The organism is Micromonospora sp. NBRC 110038 (assembly GCF_020884815.1).
GTDB classification, from domain to species: domain Bacteria; phylum Actinomycetota; class Actinomycetes; order Mycobacteriales; family Micromonosporaceae; genus Micromonospora; species Micromonospora haikouensis.
In genome coordinates, this window is record NZ_BBOL01000004.1 from 576912 (window position 1) to 598185 (window position 21274).

Sequence of the window (21274 nt, forward strand, 5' to 3'; positions counted from 1 at the left end):
CCGCCTTCGGATGACGCGAATCATATTTAGCAACGTCGATTACTAATCATCCTCACCTGGTCATACGACGGTGCTATCGCGGCGCTCAGCCGGCACCGAAGCAGACGAAGGCCGCCGCCGTGGCCAGGCCGGCGCCGTCGCCCGTCGCCACGAACGCGGCCTGGGCGTCGGCCAGGGCGCGCGCCGGCCGCGCACCCTGGCGCATCCTGCGGTGCAGGTCGAGCATCAGCGCGGTGGTGGGCTCGGCCGGCACCGGCAGCACGGTGGCCACCAGGCAGCGGGCGCCCCGGGCCAGCAGCACCGCCGTGAAGCCCATGACCTCGTCGCCGGGGCGTACCCCGGACAGCCCCGAGTCGCACGCGGACAGCACGACGCAGCCGGGTGGCCGGGGCAGCCGCTCCAGCTCGTACGCCAGCAGCGGCCCGTCGGCCAGCTCCAGGCGGGAGAAGAGCGGGTTGTCGGCCCGGAACGTGCCGTGCGCGGCGATGTGGGCCAGCGCCGCACCGTCCAACGCGGCGGTCAGCGCGCCGGCGGTGGCGTCCGCCCCGGTGAACACCCGCGCGCCCGGCAGCACGCCGGCGAGCTGGCGTACCTCGGTCTGCGCCGCCGGCAGGCGCGGGCCCGCCGCCAGCACCGGCGGCCCGTCCGGCGCGTCCCGGCGGTCCGCGACCAGCCAGGCCGTGGCCGAGGGGGCGACGGTGACCGGCCGGCCGGCGCAGCTGGGCAGGCCCGACCACGGCACGGCGTGCAGGGCCCCGATCGGGACGACGACCAGGGGGCGGTCGCCCAGGTGCCGGCGCAACGGGTCGAACAGCTGCCGGTCCAGCGCCGCCGCCGCGTGCGCCACGCCGGCCCGCACGCCGGCCGAGTCGCCGGTGGTGACCAGCCGACGCAGGCCGAACCGGAGCAGCCGGGCCCGGTTCGCCGCCTCGGCGAGCGGGCCGAGGTCGTGCAGGGTCGCCCGACCGTCGCGGACCAGCACCGCCCGCAGCCGCTCCCCGTGCGCCACCAGCTCGACCAGCACGCGCGGGCCGAGCCGCCCGGCCAGCGTCGACACGCCGGGCGGGGACGCCACGGCCCCGCCGCCCGGCACCCGCCGGGACAGGTCGCGGATGTGCTGCTCCAGCCGGGCCTGCCGGCCCCGCAGCGCGTGCGCCGGCCGGCCGGCGAGCAGGGTGTCCTCCAGCAGGCTGCTGACCAGCCGCAGCTCGGTGAGCGCGGCGAACAGGTCCGGGTCGGCCGGCGGCAGCGCCGCCCGGGTGCGCACCGCGCTGGCCCGCCACCGCTCCGCCCAGGCCAGCACCCGAGCCGGGGCGCCCGAGCGGACCGCGATGTCGAGGCCCTCGGCGGCCAACTCCTGCCCGTACGCCCCGCTGTGCGCCCGCAGCTCGGTGGCGCCGAGCGAGGCCCGGTGGCTGTCCAGCACGGCCAGCCCACGGCGCAGCGCCCGCGCCGCAGCCCGGTCGTCCCCGGCGAGCCGGTGCGACAGCGCCAGGGCGTACCACCCCTGGGCGCGGCCGGGCGCGGTGCCCCACCGGCGGGCGCGGGCCGCCGCGTCCAGCAGGTCCGCCGCACGGTCGGTGCGGCCCAGCGCGGCGGCCAGCCGGCCGGCGTCGATCCGCGTGGTCAGCGCGGGGCCGGGCCACCCGGTCGCGTCGAGCTGACCGGCGGTACGCACCAACGCCGTCAACAGGGCCGCCGAGCGGGTGCCCCGGCGGAACTCGGCGCGCAACTCCACGTGCCGGGCGAAGGCGGCCCAGGTGCGGCGGCCCTGGCGGCGGAACCGGGCCCGCGCCTGGGCTGCCGTGCCGGTGGCGGTGTCCAGGTCGCCGGCGAGCAGCGCCGCCCTGGCCCGGGCCAGCAGCGCCTCGGCGAGGTCGGAGGCCATGCCCCGGCGGTTCAGCTCCCGCACGGCCACGGCGGCGACCTCGACCGCCTCGTCGAGCAGGGGCACCGACAGCAGCAGCTCGAAGCGGTCCAGCAGCAGCGCCGGCCGGGGCACGGCGAGACGCCGGTATTCCCGTTCGACCTCGGCGAAGCAGCGCAGCGCCCCCACCGTGTCGCCGCGCTGGCCGGCCGCGATGCCCAGGTTCCAGCGGGCGTCGGCGGCCGCGAGGTCCAGCCCCAGCCCCTCGAAGATGGCCGCCGACCGGGCGAGGTCGTCGTCGCGGCCCCGCGCGCCCCGGTGGGCGTTGAGCAGGCCCCGGTTGTTGCGGGCCCGGGCCTCCAGCAGCCGGTCGCCCTCGCGCTGGGCGATGTCGACGGCGAGCGAGTAGTCGCGCACCGCCTCGTCGTAGCGGCCCCGGTAGTGCAGCACCACGCCCCGCTGCATCCGGGCCCGCCCGGCGTCGGCGCCGGTGAGCTGCGGCAGGGCGGCGGTCACCGCCCGCAGCGCCGCGGCGGTGCGGCCGGCGTTGGCCAGCACGTAGCCGAGGCTCATCCGGGCCAGGGCCCGCACCCGGGGCGTCGTGGCGGCCCGTTCCGCCCGGCGCAGGTGCCGCAGCGCCCCGGGCAGGTCGTTGAGCTCCCGCAGGGCCAGGCCGATCGCCCGTTCGGCGGTGGACCGCTCGTCACCGGCGACGGCGCGACCGGCGGCGAGCACCCGCTGCGCGATCGCGATCGCCTCGCGGGGATAGCGCTGCACGGCGTCGAGCGCGGACTGGGCCGCGCCGGCGGAACCGGCGCTGTCGGCCATGACAGACAGCGTTCCCGATGGACCCGGCCACCGTCAATCCGGGGTCCGACAGTGGAAATTGCCGGCATTGGACCGCCCATTCCTCCAATTGACTTTCAACTATGCTTTGGAAGAATCGACAGCGCCCCGACGTGCTGTCGCACCGGGACACCGCCGACCGCGCACGTCGCGACCGCCTGGAGGACCGGTGCTTCCTGACCGCCCCCGCACGCCACCGCCCGCCGGTCGACTGTCCCGGCGCGGGCTGCTCACCCTGGCCGCGTGCGCCGCGGCGGTGCCGCTCGGCGACGTGCTGCGACCGGCCGCCGCCACGGCCGAGGGCACCGACGACGACGCGTACCAGAAGGCGTTCTCCGCCGCGCTGGCCGCCGACCCCGACGTGCGGCGCTTCACCACGCAGGGCCGGGAGTTCCTCTACCGTCCCCGGCAGCTGCTCGCCGCCAACAGCGACGTCCAACGGGTCCTGTCCTGGCTGCGCTCGCGCGGGCACCAGGTGAGCGTCGGGGCCGGCTTCGCCGGCGTCACCCGCCTGCTGTTCGCCAAGGAGACCGACGTGCCGGCGGTGGTGACGGCGCTGCGCGACCCGAAGCAGTGGCCCGGCCAGCAGGTCCCCAGGGTGCAGCCGCACCACGTGCTGCTTGGCCTGGGCAACATCATGGGCAACCCCGGCAGCCCGCCCCGGGCCGCGGCGGCGCTGCCGCCGCCGGACCCGGCCCGCCTCGGCGAGGGCGCCGGCGTCACCGTCGGGGTCTGCGACACCGGGATCTGGCAGCAGGCCGGCGCCTGGCATCCCCAGTGGCTCGGCGGCAGCTACCTGCCGGAGGCCGACGACCTGGACGCGCTGTACGTCTCCGGCACCACGCTCGCCCCGCAGGGCGGGCACGGCACCTTCGTCGCCGGGGTCGTCCGGCAGGCCGCGCCAGGGGTGCGGGTGGACCCCGAGCAGGCGTTGAACCCCACCGGCGTCGGCGACGAGGCGATGCTGGTGGCCGCCATGTCCCGCCTCGGGTCGCAGGTGTCCGTGGTCAACCTGTCCCTCGGCGGCTTCACCCAGGACGACGTGCCCCCGCTACCGCTGGTCAACGCCGTGGCCGCGCTGCCGGCGCAGACCGCCGTGGTGGCCGCCGCCGGCAACGCCGGCAGCAGCCGCCCCGCCTGGCCGGCCGCCCTGGAACGGGTGCTCGCCGTGGCCGCGGTGTCCCGCGACGGCGGGGTCCTCGTGCCGGCGTCCTACAGCGGCTTCGGCCCGTGGGTCGACGCCTGCGCCCTCGGCGAGCGCGACAGCACGTACGTCGAGGGCCAGCTGCCGCTGCCGGGGCGGCCGACCCAGGTGTTCCACGGCTTCGCGACGTGGGCCGGCAGCTCCTTCGCCACTGGCCACGTGTCCGGTAGGCTCGCCGCGATGATGACCGCCGGTGGCCTGAGCGCCGACGCGGCGCGCCTCGCGCTGCTGGCCAACCCCCGCTGGCATCCCGACTACGGGGTGCTCGTCGCATGAGCCGCGCGACGGGCCACGGGGAGGCGCGGTGACCGACGTGACGGCGACGCGCCTGGTGGCGGCGGCCTCCGGTGGGGACGAGGCGGCCTGGGCGGAACTGGTGCGCCGCTACACGCCGCTGGTGGTGGCGGTGATCCGGGCCCACGGGATGAGCCGCGCCGACGCCGCCGACGTCAACCAGACCGTGTGGCTGCGCCTGGTGGAGCGGCTCGACCAGCTGCGCGACCCGGAGGCGCTGGCGGCCTGGTTGGCGACCACGACCCGGCGCGAGTGCTACCGGCTGTCCCGCCTCGACCGCCGCATGCGGCCCGTCGACCCGTACGACGACGCGCTCGACGCCCGGCACGGGTCGCTGGTGGACGCGGTGACGCCCGACGAGGAGCTGCTGCGGGCCGAACGGCGGCAGGCGCTGCGGGAGGGCTTCGCGCAGCTCCCGCCCCGCTGCCAGCACCTGCTGGCGCTGCTGACGGCCGACCCGCCGGTCAGCTACCGGGAGATCGGCGAACGGCTGGGCATGCCGGTGGGTAGCATCGGCCCGACCCAGGCGCGCTGCCTGCGCAAGCTGCGCGCCTGCCCGGCGCTCGCCCCGTTCGTCGGGGTGCGCCGTGGCCTGGAGACGAGCGGGGGTGAACGCGATGGCGCCGTGGCCGCCGGCCGATGACGACGCCCTGACCGTGGAGCTGGGCGCCGCGCTGTGGGACACCGGGCCGGTCCCGGAGGAGTTCCTGACCGCGGCGCGGGCGGCGTTCGCCTGGCGGACGGTCGACGCCGAGCTGGCGGTCGCCGAGCTGATGTTCGACTCGGCGTGCGACGCCGAACCGGCCGGGCTGACCCGCTCGGGCGGCTCCGCGCGCACGTTGTCGTTCCGCAGCGGGCAGGTGGTGCTGGAGATCGAGGTGACCGAGGCCGGCATCGTCGGCCAGCTCTCCCCGCCCCGGGGCGGCCGGGTCACCGCCCGCACGGCCACCGGCCCCTACGACGAGTCGCCGGTCGACGAGGTGGGCTTCTTCTCGCTGGGCGCTCCCCCGACGGGCCCGGTCCGGCTGTCGGCCCGCGCCGACGGCTACGCCGTCGCCACCGACTGGGTCAGCCTGGGCTGACGCCCGTGACGCAGCGGGGAGCACGGCCCACCGAGGCCGCGAATCAGCGCATGGGGAGCTGAGTCGGTCACGACATCAACCCGGCCGGAATCACGGCGGCCCGCTTGATGTCGTGACCGACTCAGCTCCCTATGCGTCGAGAAGGGGAGCCACCGGCTGGTGGGCTCCGGCCGGCCGACGCCCGAGGGCACCGGCCGGCCGGAGCTCGGCTCAGCGCAGGCCGGACTCGATGGCCTCGATGATCCGGGGCCGCAGCTCGGCCGCGCGGATGACGGCGTCGACGGAGCCGACCTCGACCGCGCGCTGGATGTTGTGCACCCGGTCGAACTCGGCGGCGACCTCGCCCAGCTTCTCCGCCCGCACCGACGAGCGCAGCTCGTCCAGCTCGGCGGTCAGGGCGGCCCGCTCGGTGCCGGAGGCCGCCGCGACGCGGGCCTCCAGGTCCCGCACCCGCGGGTCGGCGGCGGTGCGGGCGTTGACGTCGCCGGAGAAGACCACGGCCGCGGCGGGCGCGCCGCCGAGCACCGACGCGAACGAGCCCTCCAGCGCCAGCACGGTCATGTTCGGGTTCAGCGCCTTGGAGAAGACGACGAACGCGCCGCCGTGGTAGCGGGAGATCACGCAGAACACGATCGGCCCGCGGAAGTTGACGATCGCCCGGCCGATCTCCGCGCCGTACTCCAGCTGGAGCTTGCGCATCGACTCCGGCGAGCCGTCGAAGCCGGACAGGTTCGCCAGCACCACGAGGGGCCGGTTGCCGCTGGCCGCGTTGATCGCCCGCGCGGCCTTCTTCGACGAGCGCGGGAACAGCGTGCCCGCCGTGTAGGTGTCCGGGCCGTCGGTGGGCGGGAAGCCGCGCCGGGGCACCGACCGCGACTCGATGCCGAGCAGGCACACCGGCATGCCGCCCAGGTGCACGTCCTGCACCACCGCGGTCTCCGCGTCGGCCATCCCCGCCCAGCGCTCCAGCACCGGGTGGTCCTGGTCGGACAGGGCCCGCATGACGCTGCGGATGTCGAACGGCTTCTTGCGGTCGGGGTTGGCCTCGGCGGAGAAGATCTCGCCGACCGTGGTGAAGTCGCTGCCCGCCATGACGTGCGGGAAGCCCGAGACGTCACGGTCGACCGGGTCGGTCGTGGTCGCCCGGCGCGGCCCGGACTCGCCGGGGGCGACGTACGTGTGGTCGTAGTGCGCCATCAGCACGTCCCGCGCGGCGGTCAGGTTCGGCGCCCAGTACTGCGCCTGCCCGTTCGGGCCCATCACCCGGTCGTAGCCGCCGATGCCGAAGTTATCCTCCGCCGAGACGCCGCCGGAGAAGTCGAGCGACTGCTTGCCGGTGAGCACCATCGCCGAGTCCGGCGTCATCACCAGGACGCCCTTGGTGTGCATGAGCATCGTCGCCTCGGCGTTCCAGTACGGCTGCGCGCCGACGTTGATGCCCGCGACCACGATGTTGATCTCGCCGCCGTCCTGGGTGAACTCGACGATCCGCTTGAGCGCCGCGGCCACCCAGTCCATGTTCTCCGTGCCGGACTCCATGGAGATCCGCGCGCCGGAGGACAGCGCGTACCACTCCAGCGGGACCCGCATCGACTCGGCCAGGTCCAGCGCGGCGATCACCCGCCGGCACTCCGGCTCCGACAGCGCGCCGAGCGACTTCGTCGGGTCGCCGAGCAGCACGACCCGGGTGACGCCCTCCGGGTAGCGCGTCGTGCGGGTGGTGACCACGCCCGCGACGAGCGCCGCGCGGTTGCGGCCCCGGGGCCGGTCCACCGGCACCAGCGCGTGCCGCTCGTCGAGGTCGTGCTCGACGAACTCGCCGAGCAGACCGGTCAGCTCGTACGGGTAGACCGTGTTGCGGCTGGCCGCCCGCAGCACCTTCTGCCGGTAGTCGTCGAGCGGCTCGACCGGCTCGTCCGACGGCTCGCCGACGGTCAGCTCGGCGGCGCCGGTGGCGTCGAAGGAGACCCGCACGGCGATCTTGGTCAGCTCGCCGGTGTCCCGGTCGCGCTGCCGCGCGATGAACAGGATCTCCTCCAGCCCGGCGCCGGCGGTCGTCGGCAGCACCCGCCCGGCGATCATCTCCAGCTCGGCGCGGGTGATGTCGCTCGGCGGCCAGACGTAGACCACGATCCGGTTGGTGTTGACCCGCTTGTTCGACGGCCGCCGCGACTGCGCGCGCCGGATCGAGTCCAGGCAGGTGGCGACGGTGTCCTCGGCCGTCGGCAGCGACACCAGCCGACCGTCGTGCTCGCGCAGCTCGGTCAGGTCACGCACCTGCGCGAACGCGACGAGACGCTCGTCGGACGGGTTCTCCCGCGCCACGCACCGGAAGAGGTAGACCTCCTCGTCGGAGGACGGCAGCCGGGTGAGATCGAACTTGCGCAGCCGCTCCAGCTGCATCCGCTGGGCGATGTACGGGTGCAGGAAGCGGACCAGCCGCTCCTCGGCCATCCCGGTGGTCGACGGGCGGAACGTGAAGTGGTGGTGCATCACCGCGCCGCTGCGGCCGGCGACGGTGGCGGTGATCCGGCGGACCTGGGCGGGCAGCGGGTAGGCCCCGATGACCTCGTGCAGCGCCGCCGCCATCGCGTCGGAGTCCTCCGGCTGCCGCTCCCAGGCGAGGTAGACGTCGGCGTCGACGGCCTCCTCGCCGCCGGCCAGCTCCGCCAGCCCGCGCAGCGCGTCCCCCAGCGCCTCGAACCGCACCGCCGCGGAGACCACCCGCGAGTCGGCCCGGTCGGCGACGACGAACGTGCAGCCGGCGACGGAGCTGGTGCGTACGCCGGTGAGGCCCTTGTTGCCGTAGTAGCGGCGGGTCAGCACCTCCAGCATCACCGCGTTGTCGAGGTGGTCGCGGACCAGCCGCTGGCCGAGCAGCCGCACCAGCGGCTCGGTGCTGCGGACCATCTCGGCGACGCGCTCGGCGCGGTCCGGCGCGTCGGGGTGGGCGTCGAGGTGGCGCAGGTGCCGGCGCACGGCGGCGTAGACGCGGGCGCGGTTGCGGCGCAGCAGCGGCTGGCCCAGCCAGGCGAACACCACGCCGCGCGCGAGGTCGGCGACGACGGGGAAGCGGACCTGCGTGGCGGCCACCAGCCGTTCCAGCGCGAGGCCGGCGGGCTCGCGCAGCACGTCGTCCGGCGGGGGCTCGCGCAGCCACTCGCGCAGCAGCGTCGCGACGACCGTGGCGTCGGCGGCGGCGCGCTGCTGGGCGAGGAAGATCCGGAACACGGCGGCCTCGAGCGCGGGCGTGCGCTCCAGCTCGGTGACGCCGTAGTGCCCGAGGGCCTTGGCGAGCTTGGCCTGGAACGTCTCCGGCAGGCCGGCGCGCTCGACGTCGAGGCACTGCAGGTAGGTGTGGAAGTATTCGCGGGCGCTGAAGACGTGGCCGTCGCCGTCCTCGCCGGCCGGCCGGTTGCGGCTGAGCTCGGCGAGGTCGGCGAACACGTCGACGAGCCCGAACTCCTCGGCCAGCGGCCGGTAGCCCTCCTCGGCGGCGGCCCGGCGCGCGACCAGGTAGTCGTCGAGCACCCGGCGGTCGTCGTGCGGGTCGACGTCGAAGCCCAGCAGCAGGCTGCGCAGGTCCTCCTGGCCGCGCGTGGCGCGCTCGCGCGCCGGGATCGTCGCGGCGGCGGCGGGCAGGTCCAGCTCGACGGCCGGACCGGACGAGGTGTCCTCGGCGGCGTCGTCGTCGGCGAGGGGTTCCAGCCGCAGCAGCGGCGCGCCGGTCTCCACCTGGCTGCCGACGGAGACGGCGCACTCCTTGAGCCGCGCCCGGAACGGCGCGCGCAGCACCGTCTCCATCTTCATGCTCTCCAGCACGAGCACCGGCGCGCCCGCCTCGACCTCCGCGCCGACCTCCAGCGGCGTGGCGACGACCAGCGCGGGGGCGGGCGAGCGGACGACGCCGCCCTCGTCGCGGCTGACCCGGTGGGTCACCCCGTCGACCTCGACCAGGTGCACCGGCCCGTGGGTGCCGGTGAGCAGGCGGTAGCGCGTGCCGTTGACGGCGATCTGCCCGGTGTGCCGGTCGAAGCGGTCGAGCTCGACGTCGGCGGTGCGCACGCCGTCGCCGGCCTCGATGCCGACGCGGAACCGGTGCGCGCCGACGCGCGCCACCCGGACCCGGTAGCCGACGCCGCGCAGCTTCAGGTCCAGCGGCCGGCCGCTGGCGTGCTGCACCTGCGGGCGCCCGCCGAACGCCGTCGACAGGAGCCGCTGCCGCTCGGCGCGCTCCTCCTCCTCGTACGCCTCGATGGCGGCGGCGGCCAGCGCGACGGCGGAGTGCCGGTGCGTCACGAGCCGGCCCTCGCCCCGGACACGGTCGATCCAGCCGGTGTCGGCGCTGGCGTCGATCACCTCGGGCTGGTCGAGCAGGTCGAGCACGAAGCTCTTGTTCGTCGCGCCGCCCTCGATGATCACGGTGGTCTCCGCCATGGCGCGGCGCAGCCGGCCGAGCGCCTCGTGGCGGTCGCGGCCGTACGCGATGATCTTGGCGATCATGGAGTCGAAGTCGGCGGGGATGGTGTCGCCCGCGCTGACGCCGGTGTCGACCCGGATGCCGGGCCCGGCGGGCAGGTCGAGCCGGGCGATGCGGCCCGGGGAGGGGGCGAAGTCGCGGTCCGGGTCCTCGGCGTTGAGCCGGGCCTCGATGGCGTGCCCGCGCTCGACCGGCGGCGCGCCGTCGAGCCGGCCGCCGGAGGCCACGTGCAGCTGCGCCTTGACCAGGTCGAACCCGCAGGTCACCTCGGTGATCGGGTGCTCGACCTGCAGCCGGGTGTTGACCTCCAGGAACGCGAAGAGCCGGTCGCCGGGGTGGTAGAGGAACTCGACGGTGGCGGCGCCCCGGTAGCCGACCGCGACGGCGAGGCGCTCGGCCGACGCCTTGAGCTCGGCGGCCTGCTCGGGGCTGAGCACCGGCGAGGCCGACTCCTCGATGACCTTCTGGTTGCGCCGCTGCACGGAACAGTCGCGCACACCCAGCGCCCACGCGGTGGCGCCGTCGGCGATCACCTGCACCTCGACGTGCCGGGCGCCGGTGACGAGGCGCTCCAGGAACACGACGCCGCTGCCGAACGCGCGCGCCGCCTCCTGGCTGGTGCGCTCGTAGGCGTCGGCCAGCTCGGCGGAGCTGGTGACCACCCGGATGCCGCGCCCGCCGCCGCCCGCCGTGGCCTTGAGCATCAGCGGGTAGCCGATCCGCTCCGCGGCGGCCAGGGCGTCGTCGAGGGTCTCGACCGCGCCCCGGCTCCACGGCGCGACCGGCACGCCGACCTCCTCGGCGATCAGCTTCGCGCCGATCTTGTCGCCGAGCTTGCGCATGGCGTCCGCGCTCGGCCCGACGAAGGTGACGCCGACCCGCTCGCACAGCTCGGCGAACGCCGGGTCCTCCGCGACGAAGCCCCAGCCGACCCACGCGGCGTCGGCCCCGGTCTCCACCAGGGCCCGCTCCAGGGTCTTCAGGTCGAGGTACGGCCGCGCCGAGGCGGGGCCCAGGTCGTACGACAGGTCGGCCTCGCGGACGAAGGTGGCCGCGCGGTCGACGTCGGTGTGCAGGGCGACGGTCTCGATCCGTGTCCCGGTCTCGGCGGCCAGGTCCCGGACGGCGTGGATGAGCCGCATCGCGGCCTCTCCACGGTTGACGATGGCGACACGACTGAACACCGACCCAGCCCTCCTGTAGACCGACGACGGGCGCACGCGACACTGCGACCCCGGCAGTGTTCACCCTTCCGTCTACGGGGCGGCTGCGCCATGTCGCAGACAGCGCAGGCTGCGCGGCCGACGTTGTAGGAAACCACCAAAGACCGTTGGCCGCACACGCCTAACCAGGGCACTCGCCGGGCGGTCCCGCCGGCGGCGACCACGGCCACGGGACGTCCCGGAAGGCCGCCTCGACGAGCAGGGCCTCCACGGCGCGCAGGAACGCCTCGGCCCGCTGCGGCGGCAGGTAGCGGGTGTCCACGGTCACGGACAGCTCGACCGCGCCGGGGGCGTCGAGCACCTGGAGGCGGCAGCGCCAGCTGAACGCCTCCAGCTCCTCCACCCAGCGGAACGCGCTGCGCTCCGCCGCCGCCCGCAGCGTCGCCTCGTCCCAGCCGGCGGGGTCGGCACCGGCGTCGTGCGGCAGCCGGATGTCGTTGAGGTAGCAGAACGGGGCCAGGGCGGTGTGGTAGTCGAGGCCCCGCGCGGCGAATGCGCGTTCCAGCTCCCTCGGGTCGTAGTAGGCGTGCCGGTAGGCGTCCAGCGACGCCGTGCGGGCCCGGGTGAGCAGCTCGGCGAAGGCGGGCCGGTCGGCCAGGTCGATCCGGCAGAGCCCGATCTGGTTGAGCTTGCTGATCGCCCCGTCGTACTCGGGCTGGAAGCGGTTGTTGACCATCGTGAACACGCCGCAGACGTCGCCGCCGCCGTCGGCGGCGAGCACGGCGGCCGTGGCCGCGAGCAGGACCGTGGCGTTGCTGACCCCGTGCCGGGCGGCGACGAGCCGGGCCGCGTGGTGCACGGCCGGCGAGACCAGCGATCCCCGGCGGTAGCGGGGGGTCAGGCCGGGGCCGACCGGGTCGAACAGGCCCACGGTGAGGTCGGGGAAGTGCCGCGTCCAGTACGCCACCGCCCGGTCGCCCCGGCGGCGTTCGCCGTCGCCCTCCCGTTCGGCGATGTCGAGCGACTGGGGGCCCGCCGGGGTGGGCACGGATCCCCGCAACACGAGCATCCGCAGGTCGCGCAGCACCGTCTCGGCGGCATGGAAGTCCACCGTGGAGTGGCTGAAGACCAGCACGACCTGGCGTACCCGGTCGTCGACGGTGACCACCGCGGCCCGCATCGGCCACTCGGCGGCGTGGTCGAAGCGGGGGTCGCCCAGCCGCGCGGCCAGCGCCGAGGCGGCGGCCCGGCCGTCCGGATCCGCCGCGGCCGACGCCACCGGGTGCACCAGCACGGGCAGCCGGCCCGCGCCGGTGGCCGACTGGTACAGCTCGCCGTCGACCGAACGGACCCGGGTGCGCAGCGACTCGTGCCGCCGCACCAGCGCCGCGACGGCCCGCACGGCCCGCGCCACGTCGACGTCGGCGCGCCGGGACACGGCCAGGATGCGGCGCAGGTTGAGCACGCTGTGGCGCGGTGACTCGAACACCTCGACGGCCCGCCACATCGCCCGTTGGCCCCAGGTGAGCGGGCCGGTCGCGTCCCGGCCGCCGGTGAACTCCGCGTACGCCAGCTCCTCGTCGGCGGCGGCCGGGAGCACGGCAGGCGGCGGCACCGGCGGGGGTGCCGCCGGGGCGGGCGACGGCCAGGGCACCTCGGCGAACGCGGCCTCCACCAGCAACTCCTCCAACTCGCGCAGGAACACCTCGACCGCGTCGAGGGCGACGTGCCGGGTGTCGGCGCTCAGGGTGAGCCCCACCCCGCCCGGGGTGTCGACCACGTGGGTCAACAGGTGCCAGGAGGACCGGCTCAGCCCGGCCGTCCAGGAGAAGGCGCTGCGCGCCGCGGCGGCCCGCAGCTCGCCCCGGGTCGCCTCCGGCGCGGCGGCCGGGCCGCCGACGGGCAGCCGGACGTCGTTGAAATAGTAGTGGGGCAGGAATGCCGAGTCGTAGTCGCGGCCGCTCGCGGCGAAAGCCGCGCGCAGCGCGGCCGGATCGTAATAGGCGTGCCGCAGGCCGTTCAGCGACGCCTGCCACACGCGGGAGAGCACCTCCGGGAATGCCGGCCGGCCGGTCAGGTCGAGCACGCAGAATCCGATCTGGCCGAGGTTGGCCACGGCATTCGCGTAACCGGCCGGGAACCGATTGTGCGCCATCGGGAAAGCGCCGCAGACCTCCCGGCCGGACCGGGCCGCGGCCAGGGCGCCCACCCCGGCCAGCAGCACCGCCGAGGTGCTGACCCGGTGCCGGGCGGCGATCATCCGGGACGCCACGTCGACGGCCGAGGAGACCAGCACGCCCCGGCGCAGCCGGGGGGTCAGGCCGGGGCCGCCGTCGGGCAGCGGTGCGGCCGGCAGCCGGTCGAACTCCCGCAGCCAGTACGCCACCGTCCGCGCGGAGCGCCGCACGTCGGCGGTGTGCTGGAGCCGGGCCACGTCCGCCGACTGGGGGCCGGGCGGGGTGTCGAGGCGACCGCGCAGCAGGAGCAGCCGCAGGTCCCGCAGCACCACCTCGGCGGCGTGGGCGTCCACCGTCGAGTGGCTGAACACCAGCACGACCTGGCGTACCCGGTCGTCCACGGTGACCACGGCGGCCCGCACCGGCCACTCGGCGGCGTGGTCGAACGCGACGTCGGCGAGCCGGTCGGCAGCGGCGCGGGCGGCGGCCGCGCCGTCGTCCACGCCGGGGACGACCAGCACCGGCAGGTGGCCGGTCGCGGCCTCCTGCTGGCGCGGCTCGCCGTCGACCACGCGGACCCGGGTGCGCAGCGAGGCGTGCCGGCCCACCAGCGCGCCGAGCGCCCGGACGGCGCGGTCGGGATCCGCACCGGCCCGCGCCGAGACCGGCACGACGCGGCGTAGGCTGAGGAACCGGTGGTTGGAGCCGTACCGGGCGTCCGCCCGCCACGTCACCTGCTGCGCCCAGGTCAGCGGGGCGGGCGGGGAGCCGACGCCACGGAACGGCGCGTGCAGCAGGGTCTCGGACGCCCACTCGGCGGGCACGACGACATCGGCGAATCGCATTCCCGACCGTACGACGGGCGGTAGGGCGCGCCGGGTCGGTCGATCGGATTTTCCACAGTGGACCGATCAGACGACGCGATGCTCTGTTTGCAGCATGCAGACTACGTGCTCCTGACCGACCCTGGCGTGTGAGAAGGCTTCCGCGTGACCAATGTTGACGTACCGACGCGGGCCACATACACCCCGCCGAAAACGACGTTCCACCGTTCTGCGGAGAAACCGTCGCTGTCATTCGGCCAGGAGCGGATCTGGTTCACCGAACAGCTGACCCCCGGCACCGCCGCGTACCTCGTGTGGTCGACGACCCGGCTGCGCGGCCCCCTGGCGGTCGAGCTGCTGCGCGCGGCCCTCGACGGCGCCGCCGCCCGGCACGACAGCCTGCGCATGCGGTTCACCGAGAACGCCGACGGCGAACCCGTCGTGGAGGTGCTGCCCGAGGTGCGGGTGCCGGTCACCGTCACCGACGCGCCGTCGCTGGCCGACGCCCGCGAGCAGGTGACCGCCTCCCTGCGGACCCCGTTCGACCTCGGCGCCGCTCCCCTGCTGCGGGCGCTGGTGATCCGCCTCGCCGACGACGACCACGTCCTGCACCTGGCCATGCACCACATCGTCAGCGACGGCTGGTCGCTGGACCTGCTGCTGGGCGAGGTGGCGGCCGGCTACGCCGCGCTGCGCGACGGCGCTCCGCCGCCGGCGGCCCCCACCACGGGGTACGTCGACTACGCCGCCTGGCAGCGCGACCGCCTCGACGGGCCGGCGAGCGGGGACGGGTTCGCGTACTGGACCGGCGCGCTGGCCGGGGTGCCCCCGCTGGAGCTGCCCACCGACCGGCCCCGCCCGGCCGTCCAGTCGTACGCGGGCGGCACGCACCGGTTCACCGTCGACGCCGACCTGACCGACGCGCTGCGCCGGCTCAGCCGCGCGCACCGGGCCACCCTCTACATGACGCTGCTCGCCGGCCTGCAGGCGGTGCTGTTCCGCTACAGCGGCCAGCGGGACTTCGCCATCGGGTCCCCGGTGGCCGGGCGGGTGGTGCCGGAGCTGGAGAACCTGATCGGCCTGTTCGTCAACACCCTGGCGCTGCGCGCCGACCTCTCCCCGGCGGCGGGCCCGCGCGCCGCCGACGCGGGCGCGGGCTCCCCGGCCGGCGACGCTCCCGCCGAGCCGAGCTTCGCCGCCCTGCTGCGGCGCACCCGGGGCACCGTCGTGCGCGCCCTGGCCCACCAGGAGATCCCCTTCGAGCGGCTGGTCCGGGAGCTGAACGTGCCCCGCGACGTCAGCCGCTCCCCGGTGTTCCAGGTGCTGTTCACGCTGCAGAACTACGCCCGCAGCGGCGGCCGGTGGCCGCAGGGGCTGAGCAGCGAGAGCCTCGGCGCGGACGCCGCCACGGCCCGGTTCGACCTGTCGCTGTACGTCAGCGAGACCGCCGACGGGCTGCGCGGCATGTTCGTCTACAACAGCGACCTGTTCGACGCCGAGACGGTCGCCCGGCTTGCCGCGAGCCTCGACGCCCTGCTGCGCGCGGCGGTCGCCCGGCCGGACCTGCCGGTGGTCGACCTTGACCTGCTCGGCGACGCCGGGCGCGACCGGGTGCTGGCGCTGGCCCGGCCCGGGGGCGGCGACCCGACGGCCGGCGGCGACCCGACGGCCGGCGGCGGGCCCGGGGTCACCGGCGCGGCGGCCACCCTGGCCGACCTGGTCGCCCCGCACGCCGCCGCGACCCCCGACGCGCCGGCCGTGGTGTGCGGCGCCGACGCGATCACCTACCGGGAGCTGGACCGGCGCGCCAACCGGCTGGCGCACTGGCTGCGCGGGCGCGGGGTCGGCCCCGACGTCCTGGTCGGGGTGCTGCTGGAGCAGTCGGTGGAGCTGGCCGTGACGCTGCTGGGGGTGCTGCGGGCCGGCGGGGCGTACCTGCCGCTGGACCCGGAGCAGCCGCCGGCCCGGCTGGGCCTGATGCTCGCCGACGCCCGGCCCGCCGTGGTGCTGACCAGCGCCGACCTGCGCGACCGGCTGCCGGTGGAGCCGACCGCGCCGCCCGGGGCCCACCCGGACGCCCCGGGCGTCGCGGTGGCCTGCCTGGCCGAGATCGCCGCCGAGGTCACCGCCCGGCCCGACACGCCGCCCGAGAACGGGAGCGGCGACGACCTGGCGTACGTCATCTACACCTCCGGGTCCACCGGCGTCCCGAAGGGGGTGGCCGTCGCACACCGGCAGGTGCTGCGCTACCTCGACGGGGTGGCCGACCGGTTCGCCGTCGCCCCGGCCGCCCGGTACGCGCTGCTGCAGTCGATGTCGTTCGACTTCGCCGTCACCGTCTTCTACCTGGCGCTGGCCACCGGCGGGACGGTGCACCTGGTGCCGCGCCGCTGCACCGGCGCCGAGCTGGCCGAGCAGCTGCGCACGCACCGCATCGACTACCTGAAGATCACCCCGTCGCACCTGGCGGCGCTGGCCGCCGACGCCGGGCCGGGCGACCTGCTGCCCGCCCGCGCGCTGATCCTCGGCGGCGAGGCGTCCGACCTGGAGCGGATCGCGCCGCTCGCCGCCGCCGGGGCGGCCCGGGTGTTCAACCACTACGGCCCCACCGAGGCCACGGTCGGCGTCGCCACCTACGAGGTGACCGCCGACGGGCCCGCCACCGGCCCGGTGCCGACCGGCCGGCCGCTGCCCCACGCCCGGGTGTACCTGCTCGACGAGCGGATGCGGCCGGTGCCGGTGGGGGTGCCCGGCGAGCTGTACCTGGGCGGGGACCGGCTGGCGCGCGGCTACCTCCACCGGCCCGGCCTGACCGCCGAGCGGTTCGTGCCCGACCCGTACGGGCCGCCGGGGGCCCGCCTGTACCGCACCGGTGACCTGGGCCGGTGGCGCGCCGACGGGCAGCTGATGTTCCTGGGCCGCCGCGACCACCAGGTGAAGATCCGCGGCTACCGGGTGGAACTCGGCGAGGTCGAGGCCGCGCTGCGCGACTGCCCCGGCGTGCACCAGGCGGCGGTGCTGCTGCGCGACGACCGCCTCGTCGCCTACCTGGAGCCGACGCCCGACGCGCAGGCCCTGGAGCCGGCGCGGCTGCGCCGCGCCCTGGCCGACCGGCTGCCCGAGCACATGGTGCCCTCCCGGTGGGTGGTGCTGGACCGGCTGCCGTTGCAGGAGCACGGCAAGGCTGACCGGCGGGCGCTGCCCGCGCCGACCGACGAGGTCCCCGCCGGTGAGCGGGTGCCGCCGGCCGGGCCGGTGGAGACGCTGGTCGCCGCGATCTGGCAGGCCGTGCTGGGGGTGGCCGAGGTCGGCGCGACCGACGACTTCTTCGACCTCGGCGGGCACTCGCTGCTGGCCACGCAGGTGGTGGCCCGGCTGCGCCGGGAGCTGCCCGCCGTGGCCGGCGGCGCGACGGGCACGGTCAGCGTGATGGACCTGTTCCGGCACCGGACCGTCCGCGAGCTGGCCGCCCTGGCCGCCGGGGGCGACACCGGGCCGGCGGGGCTGCTGCACGAGCTGACCCCGCCGATGGCCGTTGCCGACCGCGTGGCCACGCTCGTCTGCGTCCCGTACGGCGGCGGCAGCGCCGTGGTCTACCAGCCGCTGGCCGACGCGCTGCCCGCCGGGTACCGGCTGCTGTCGGTGGCCATGCCGGGCCACGACATCGGCCTCGCCGACGACCCCGCGCCGATCGACCAGGTCGCCGCCGGGGTCGCCGAGGAGATCCTGGCCCGGGTGTCGGGTCCGGTGATCCTGTACGGGCACTGCGGCCCCGGCGGCGCCCTCGCCGTGGAGGTGGCCCGGCTGCTGGAGGCGCGGGGGCGCGACCTCGACGCCGTGTACCTCGGCGCGGTGTTCCCGTTCGGCCGTCCCGCCGGGGGGCTGCTCGGTCCGCTGCTGCGGCTGCGGCTGGCCGAGCGGATCCGCAGCGACCGGATCTACCGCACCTGGTTGCAGGCGCAGGGCACCTCGGTCGGCTCGCTCGCCCCCGACGAGGTGGCGTTCCTGATCCGGGCGATGCGCCACGACGCCCGGGTCTCCGAGGAGTACTTCACCGAGCTGATGCATCGGCGGGTCACCCCGCTGCGCGCCCCGCTGATCTCGGTGGTCGGCGAGCGGGACCGCAGCACCGACTACCACGCCGAGCGGTTCCGGGAGTGGCACTTCCTCAGCGACCGCACCGCCCTCGCCGTGGTCGACGAGGCCGGGCACTACTTCCTGAAGTACCGGGCCGCCGAGCTGGCGGAGATCGTCACGACCGTGCACCGGCGGCTCGACGCGCCGGCCCCGCCAGCGCCCCCGGCCACCCCCGTGGTCGAGGTCGAGAGCGGGCCCGCGTGGCAGTTGGCCGGGATCTCCCGCCAGCCCGCCGGCCCGCCCGGGGCACCGCAGCCGTCGGGGCCGGCGGCCGGCGCGGACCGCGCCCCGGAGCCGAGCATGCGCCGGTTCGGCCTGGTCGCCGCCGGCCAGGTGGTCTCCGGCATGGGCACCGCGCTGACCAACTTCGCGATCCCCCTGTGGATCTACCTGGAGACCGGGTCGCTGGCCCGGTTCGCCCTGTTCGCCGTGCTCGGCCTGCTGCCGGGGCTGCTGGTCGCGCCGCTGGCCGGGGCCGTGATCGACCGGACCAGCCGGCGGCGGGTGCTGCTGGCCGCCGGCCTCGCCGCCGGGGGCGCGAACGCGGTGCTGGCCGCCCTGGTGCTGGCCGACCGGGCGCAGGTGTGGCACTTCTACCCGCTGGTCGCCTGGCTGTCGGTGGCGCTGGCGTTCCAACGCCTCGCGTTCGTCTCGGCGGTGCCGCAGCTGGTGCCCAAGCGCTTCCTCGGTCACGCCAACGGCGTCACCCAGACGGCGATGGGGCTGACCCAGTTCACCGTCCCGCTGGTCGCGGTGGCCCTGCTCGACGCCGTCGGGCTGCGCGGCATCCTGCTCATCGACGTGGCGTCGTACGTGTTCGCGGTCGGGGTGCTGGGGCTCGTCAGGTTCCCCCGCACCCTGGCCCTGCAACGCCGCGAGAGCATCGGCGAGGAGATGGTCGCCGGCCTGCGGTACGCGCTGCGCCGCCGCGAGTTCCGGGCCATGCTGACGTTCTTCGCCGCCCTGAACCTGTTCCTGTTCCCGGCGCTGTACCTGCTCTCCCCGCTGGTGCTCGGCTTCGCCGACCTGGACCAGGTGGCGCGGATCGCGCTGACCGGCGGCGTCGGCGCGGCCGTCGGCGGCCTGGTGATGCTCCTCTGGGGCGGCCCGAGCCACCGCCGGATGCGGGCCGTGCTGCTGGGCACCCTCGGCATCGCGGCGGCCGCCGTGCTGACCGGGCTGCGGCCGGACCCGCTGGTGGTCGGCGCGGGCGCGTTCGGCATGTACCTGGCGCTCGGCGTCGTCAACGGCGTCTACAACACGATCATCCAGACGAAGGTGCCGCCGCGCTTCCACGGCCGGGTGTTCGCGCTCAACCAGATGATCGCCTGGTCGACGATGCCGCTGGGATGGGGGCTCATCGCCCCGTTCGCGGCGCGGGTCGCCGAGCCGCTGCTGCTGCCCGGCGGCGCGCTCGCCGGCACGGTCGGCGCGGTCATCGGCGTCGGCCCCGGCCGGGGCCACGGCCTGCTGTACGTCGTCTTCGGGGTGTGCATCGCGCTGACCGCCCTCGTCGCGCTGGCCACGCCGGTGCTGGCCCGGTTCGACGACGAGGTGCCCGACGCGCCGCCGGACGACCTGGTCGGCATCGCCGAACGCGAGGCCCGCGCCGCCGCCGGGCACCCGGCCCGCGCCGCCGCCGACACGGGGCAGGCCCAGGGAACCACCCCGGGCGGGCCACGGTGACGGCGACGACGGCCGCCCCGCCGGCCGCCCGGACCGTGCCGGAGCTGCTGGCCTGGCGCACCGCCCTGCACCCCGACCGGGTCGCCGTCGAGGTGGCCGGGGTGCGGGCGCTGACCTTCGCCGACTGGTCGTCCGGCGCGGCGGCCGTCGCCGCCGGCCTGCACGGCCGGGGGGTGCGCCCCGGCGACCGGGTCGGGCTGGTGTTCGGCGCCCGCGACTGGACCGGCTTCGCGGTGGCGTACTGCGGGGTGCTGCGGGCCGGCGCGGTCGCGGTGCCGCTGTCGGACCGGCTCGCCGCCGGCCAGCTCGGCCACGCGCTGGCCCACTGCGGGGCCGCCGCCGTCGTGCACGGCGACGCCACGGCCGCCCCGCCCGCCCCCGCCGGGCTGCCGGTGTGGCGGGCCGCCGACCTGGCCGCCGGGCCCGCCGACGCGGCCGATCCCCCGCCGGTACGCCCCGGCGACCTCGCGCAGATCCTCTACACCTCCGGCACCACCGGCCGCCCGAAGGGCGTCGCCGCCAGCCACGCCAACCTGACCGCCGGCGCGCCGACCCACCCGCGCCGGCTGGCGCTGGCCCACTCGGAGCGGTTCCTGCACGCGTTCGCCATCGGCACCAACGCCGGGCAGACGATGCTGTTCAACGCGCTGACCGCGAAGGCCGGGGCGCTCACCCTGCCCGCGTTCACGCCGGTCCGGTTCGCCCGGCTGGTGCAGACCCCGGGCACGGGGACGCTGTTCGTCGTCCCGTCGATGGCCATCGAGCTGCTCGACTCGGGGGCGCTGCGCGGCCGGGACTGCTCCGGCGTACACCTGATCGGGTCGACCGCGGCGGCGCTGCCGCCGGCCGTGGCGGCCCGGCTCGCCGCGGCCTTCCCCGAGGCGACCATCGTCAACTACTACACCTCCACCGAGGCGGCCCCCGCCCAGACCACGATGATCTGGGATCCGGCGCGCCGGGACGCGGTGGGCCGCCCGGTCGGCGGTCAGCTGCGCGTCGCCGATGCCGACGGCAACCCGCTGCCGCCCGGCACCACCGGCGACGTGTGGCTGCGCGCGCCGTACCCCCGCGCCTACTACCGCGACGACGCCGCCAACCGGGCCACCTTCCGCGACGGGTGGGTGCGGATGGGCGACGTCGGGCGCATCGACGCCGACGGCTACCTCTACCTCACCGACCGGCACCAGGACGTCATCAAGTCCGGCGCGTTCAAGGTCTCCAGCCTAGAGGTCGAGGCGGCGCTGCACGAGCACCCCCTCGTCGCCGAGGCGGCCGTCGTCGGCGTGCCGCACCCGGTGCTCGGCTCGGCCGTCGCCGCCGCCGTGGTGGCCCGGCCGCACGCCGACGCCGCCGGGCTGACCCTGCCGGCGCTGCGCGCCTTCCTCGCCGACCGGCTCGCCGACTACCAGCTTCCCGCCCGGCTGCTGCTGCTCGCCGAACTGCCCCGCAACGAGGGCGGCAAGGTGCTCAAGCGGCAGCTCACCGGCCTGTTCGACAACTGATCCACCCCGATA

Annotated in this window: 8 protein-coding genes; 5 read left to right on the plus strand and 3 right to left on the minus strand. The window is 76.2% G+C overall.

The features are described 5' to 3' along the window. Positions 1 to 85 precede the first annotated feature (85 nt). Positions 86 to 2695 (minus strand): CHAT domain-containing tetratricopeptide repeat protein, encoded by a 2610-nt coding sequence (locus LPU61_RS18185; RefSeq protein ID WP_052504039.1) that lies wholly within the window; start codon positions 2693 to 2695, stop codon positions 86 to 88. A gap of 187 nt (positions 2696 to 2882) precedes the next feature. On the opposite strand from LPU61_RS18185, the gene LPU61_RS18190 reads away from it, so the two are divergent. From LPU61_RS18190 to LPU61_RS18200, 3 genes are read left to right on the plus strand one after another with little or no spacing between them, the layout of a single operon-like run. After that, a complete protein-coding gene (locus tag LPU61_RS18190) occupies positions 2883 to 4193 on the plus strand; it encodes a S8/S53 family peptidase (RefSeq protein WP_229405573.1) in 1311 nt (436 codons plus the stop codon). Positions 4194 to 4221: 28 nt separating this feature from the next. After that, positions 4222 to 4854: an RNA polymerase sigma factor gene (locus LPU61_RS18195; protein WP_229405574.1), complete on the plus strand. Its 633-nt coding sequence runs from the start codon at positions 4222 to 4224 to the stop codon at positions 4852 to 4854. Then, positions 4829 to 5293, plus strand: coding sequence for a hypothetical protein (locus LPU61_RS18200; protein WP_052504067.1), 465 nt, complete (start codon positions 4829 to 4831; stop codon positions 5291 to 5293). Before LPU61_RS18195 ends, LPU61_RS18200 begins: the two co-directional genes overlap by 26 nt. A gap of 210 nt (positions 5294 to 5503) precedes the next feature. On the opposite strand, the gene LPU61_RS18205 is transcribed toward LPU61_RS18200, so the two are convergent. Then, positions 5504 to 10957 (minus strand): carboxyl transferase domain-containing protein, encoded by a 5454-nt coding sequence (locus LPU61_RS18205; RefSeq protein ID WP_229405575.1) that lies wholly within the window; start codon positions 10955 to 10957, stop codon positions 5504 to 5506. Between the two features lie 160 nt (positions 10958 to 11117). Continuing rightward, complete coding sequence (locus LPU61_RS18210) at positions 11118 to 13958, minus strand: condensation domain-containing protein (RefSeq protein ID WP_229405576.1); 2841 nt, start codon at positions 13956 to 13958, stop codon at positions 11118 to 11120. A gap of 144 nt (positions 13959 to 14102) precedes the next feature. On the opposite strand from LPU61_RS18210, the gene LPU61_RS18215 reads away from it, so the two are divergent. Continuing rightward, the gene (locus tag LPU61_RS18215; RefSeq protein ID WP_229405577.1) at positions 14103 to 19760 is read left to right on the plus strand and encodes a non-ribosomal peptide synthetase/MFS transporter; all 5658 of its coding nucleotides are present in this window, start codon (positions 14103 to 14105) and stop codon (positions 19758 to 19760) included. After that, entirely contained in the window at positions 19757 to 21262 is a 1506-nt protein-coding gene (locus LPU61_RS18220; protein WP_229405578.1) for a class I adenylate-forming enzyme family protein, read from the plus strand. The genes LPU61_RS18215 and LPU61_RS18220 overlap by 4 nt, the downstream gene beginning before the upstream one ends. Positions 21263 to 21274 lie beyond the last annotated feature (12 nt).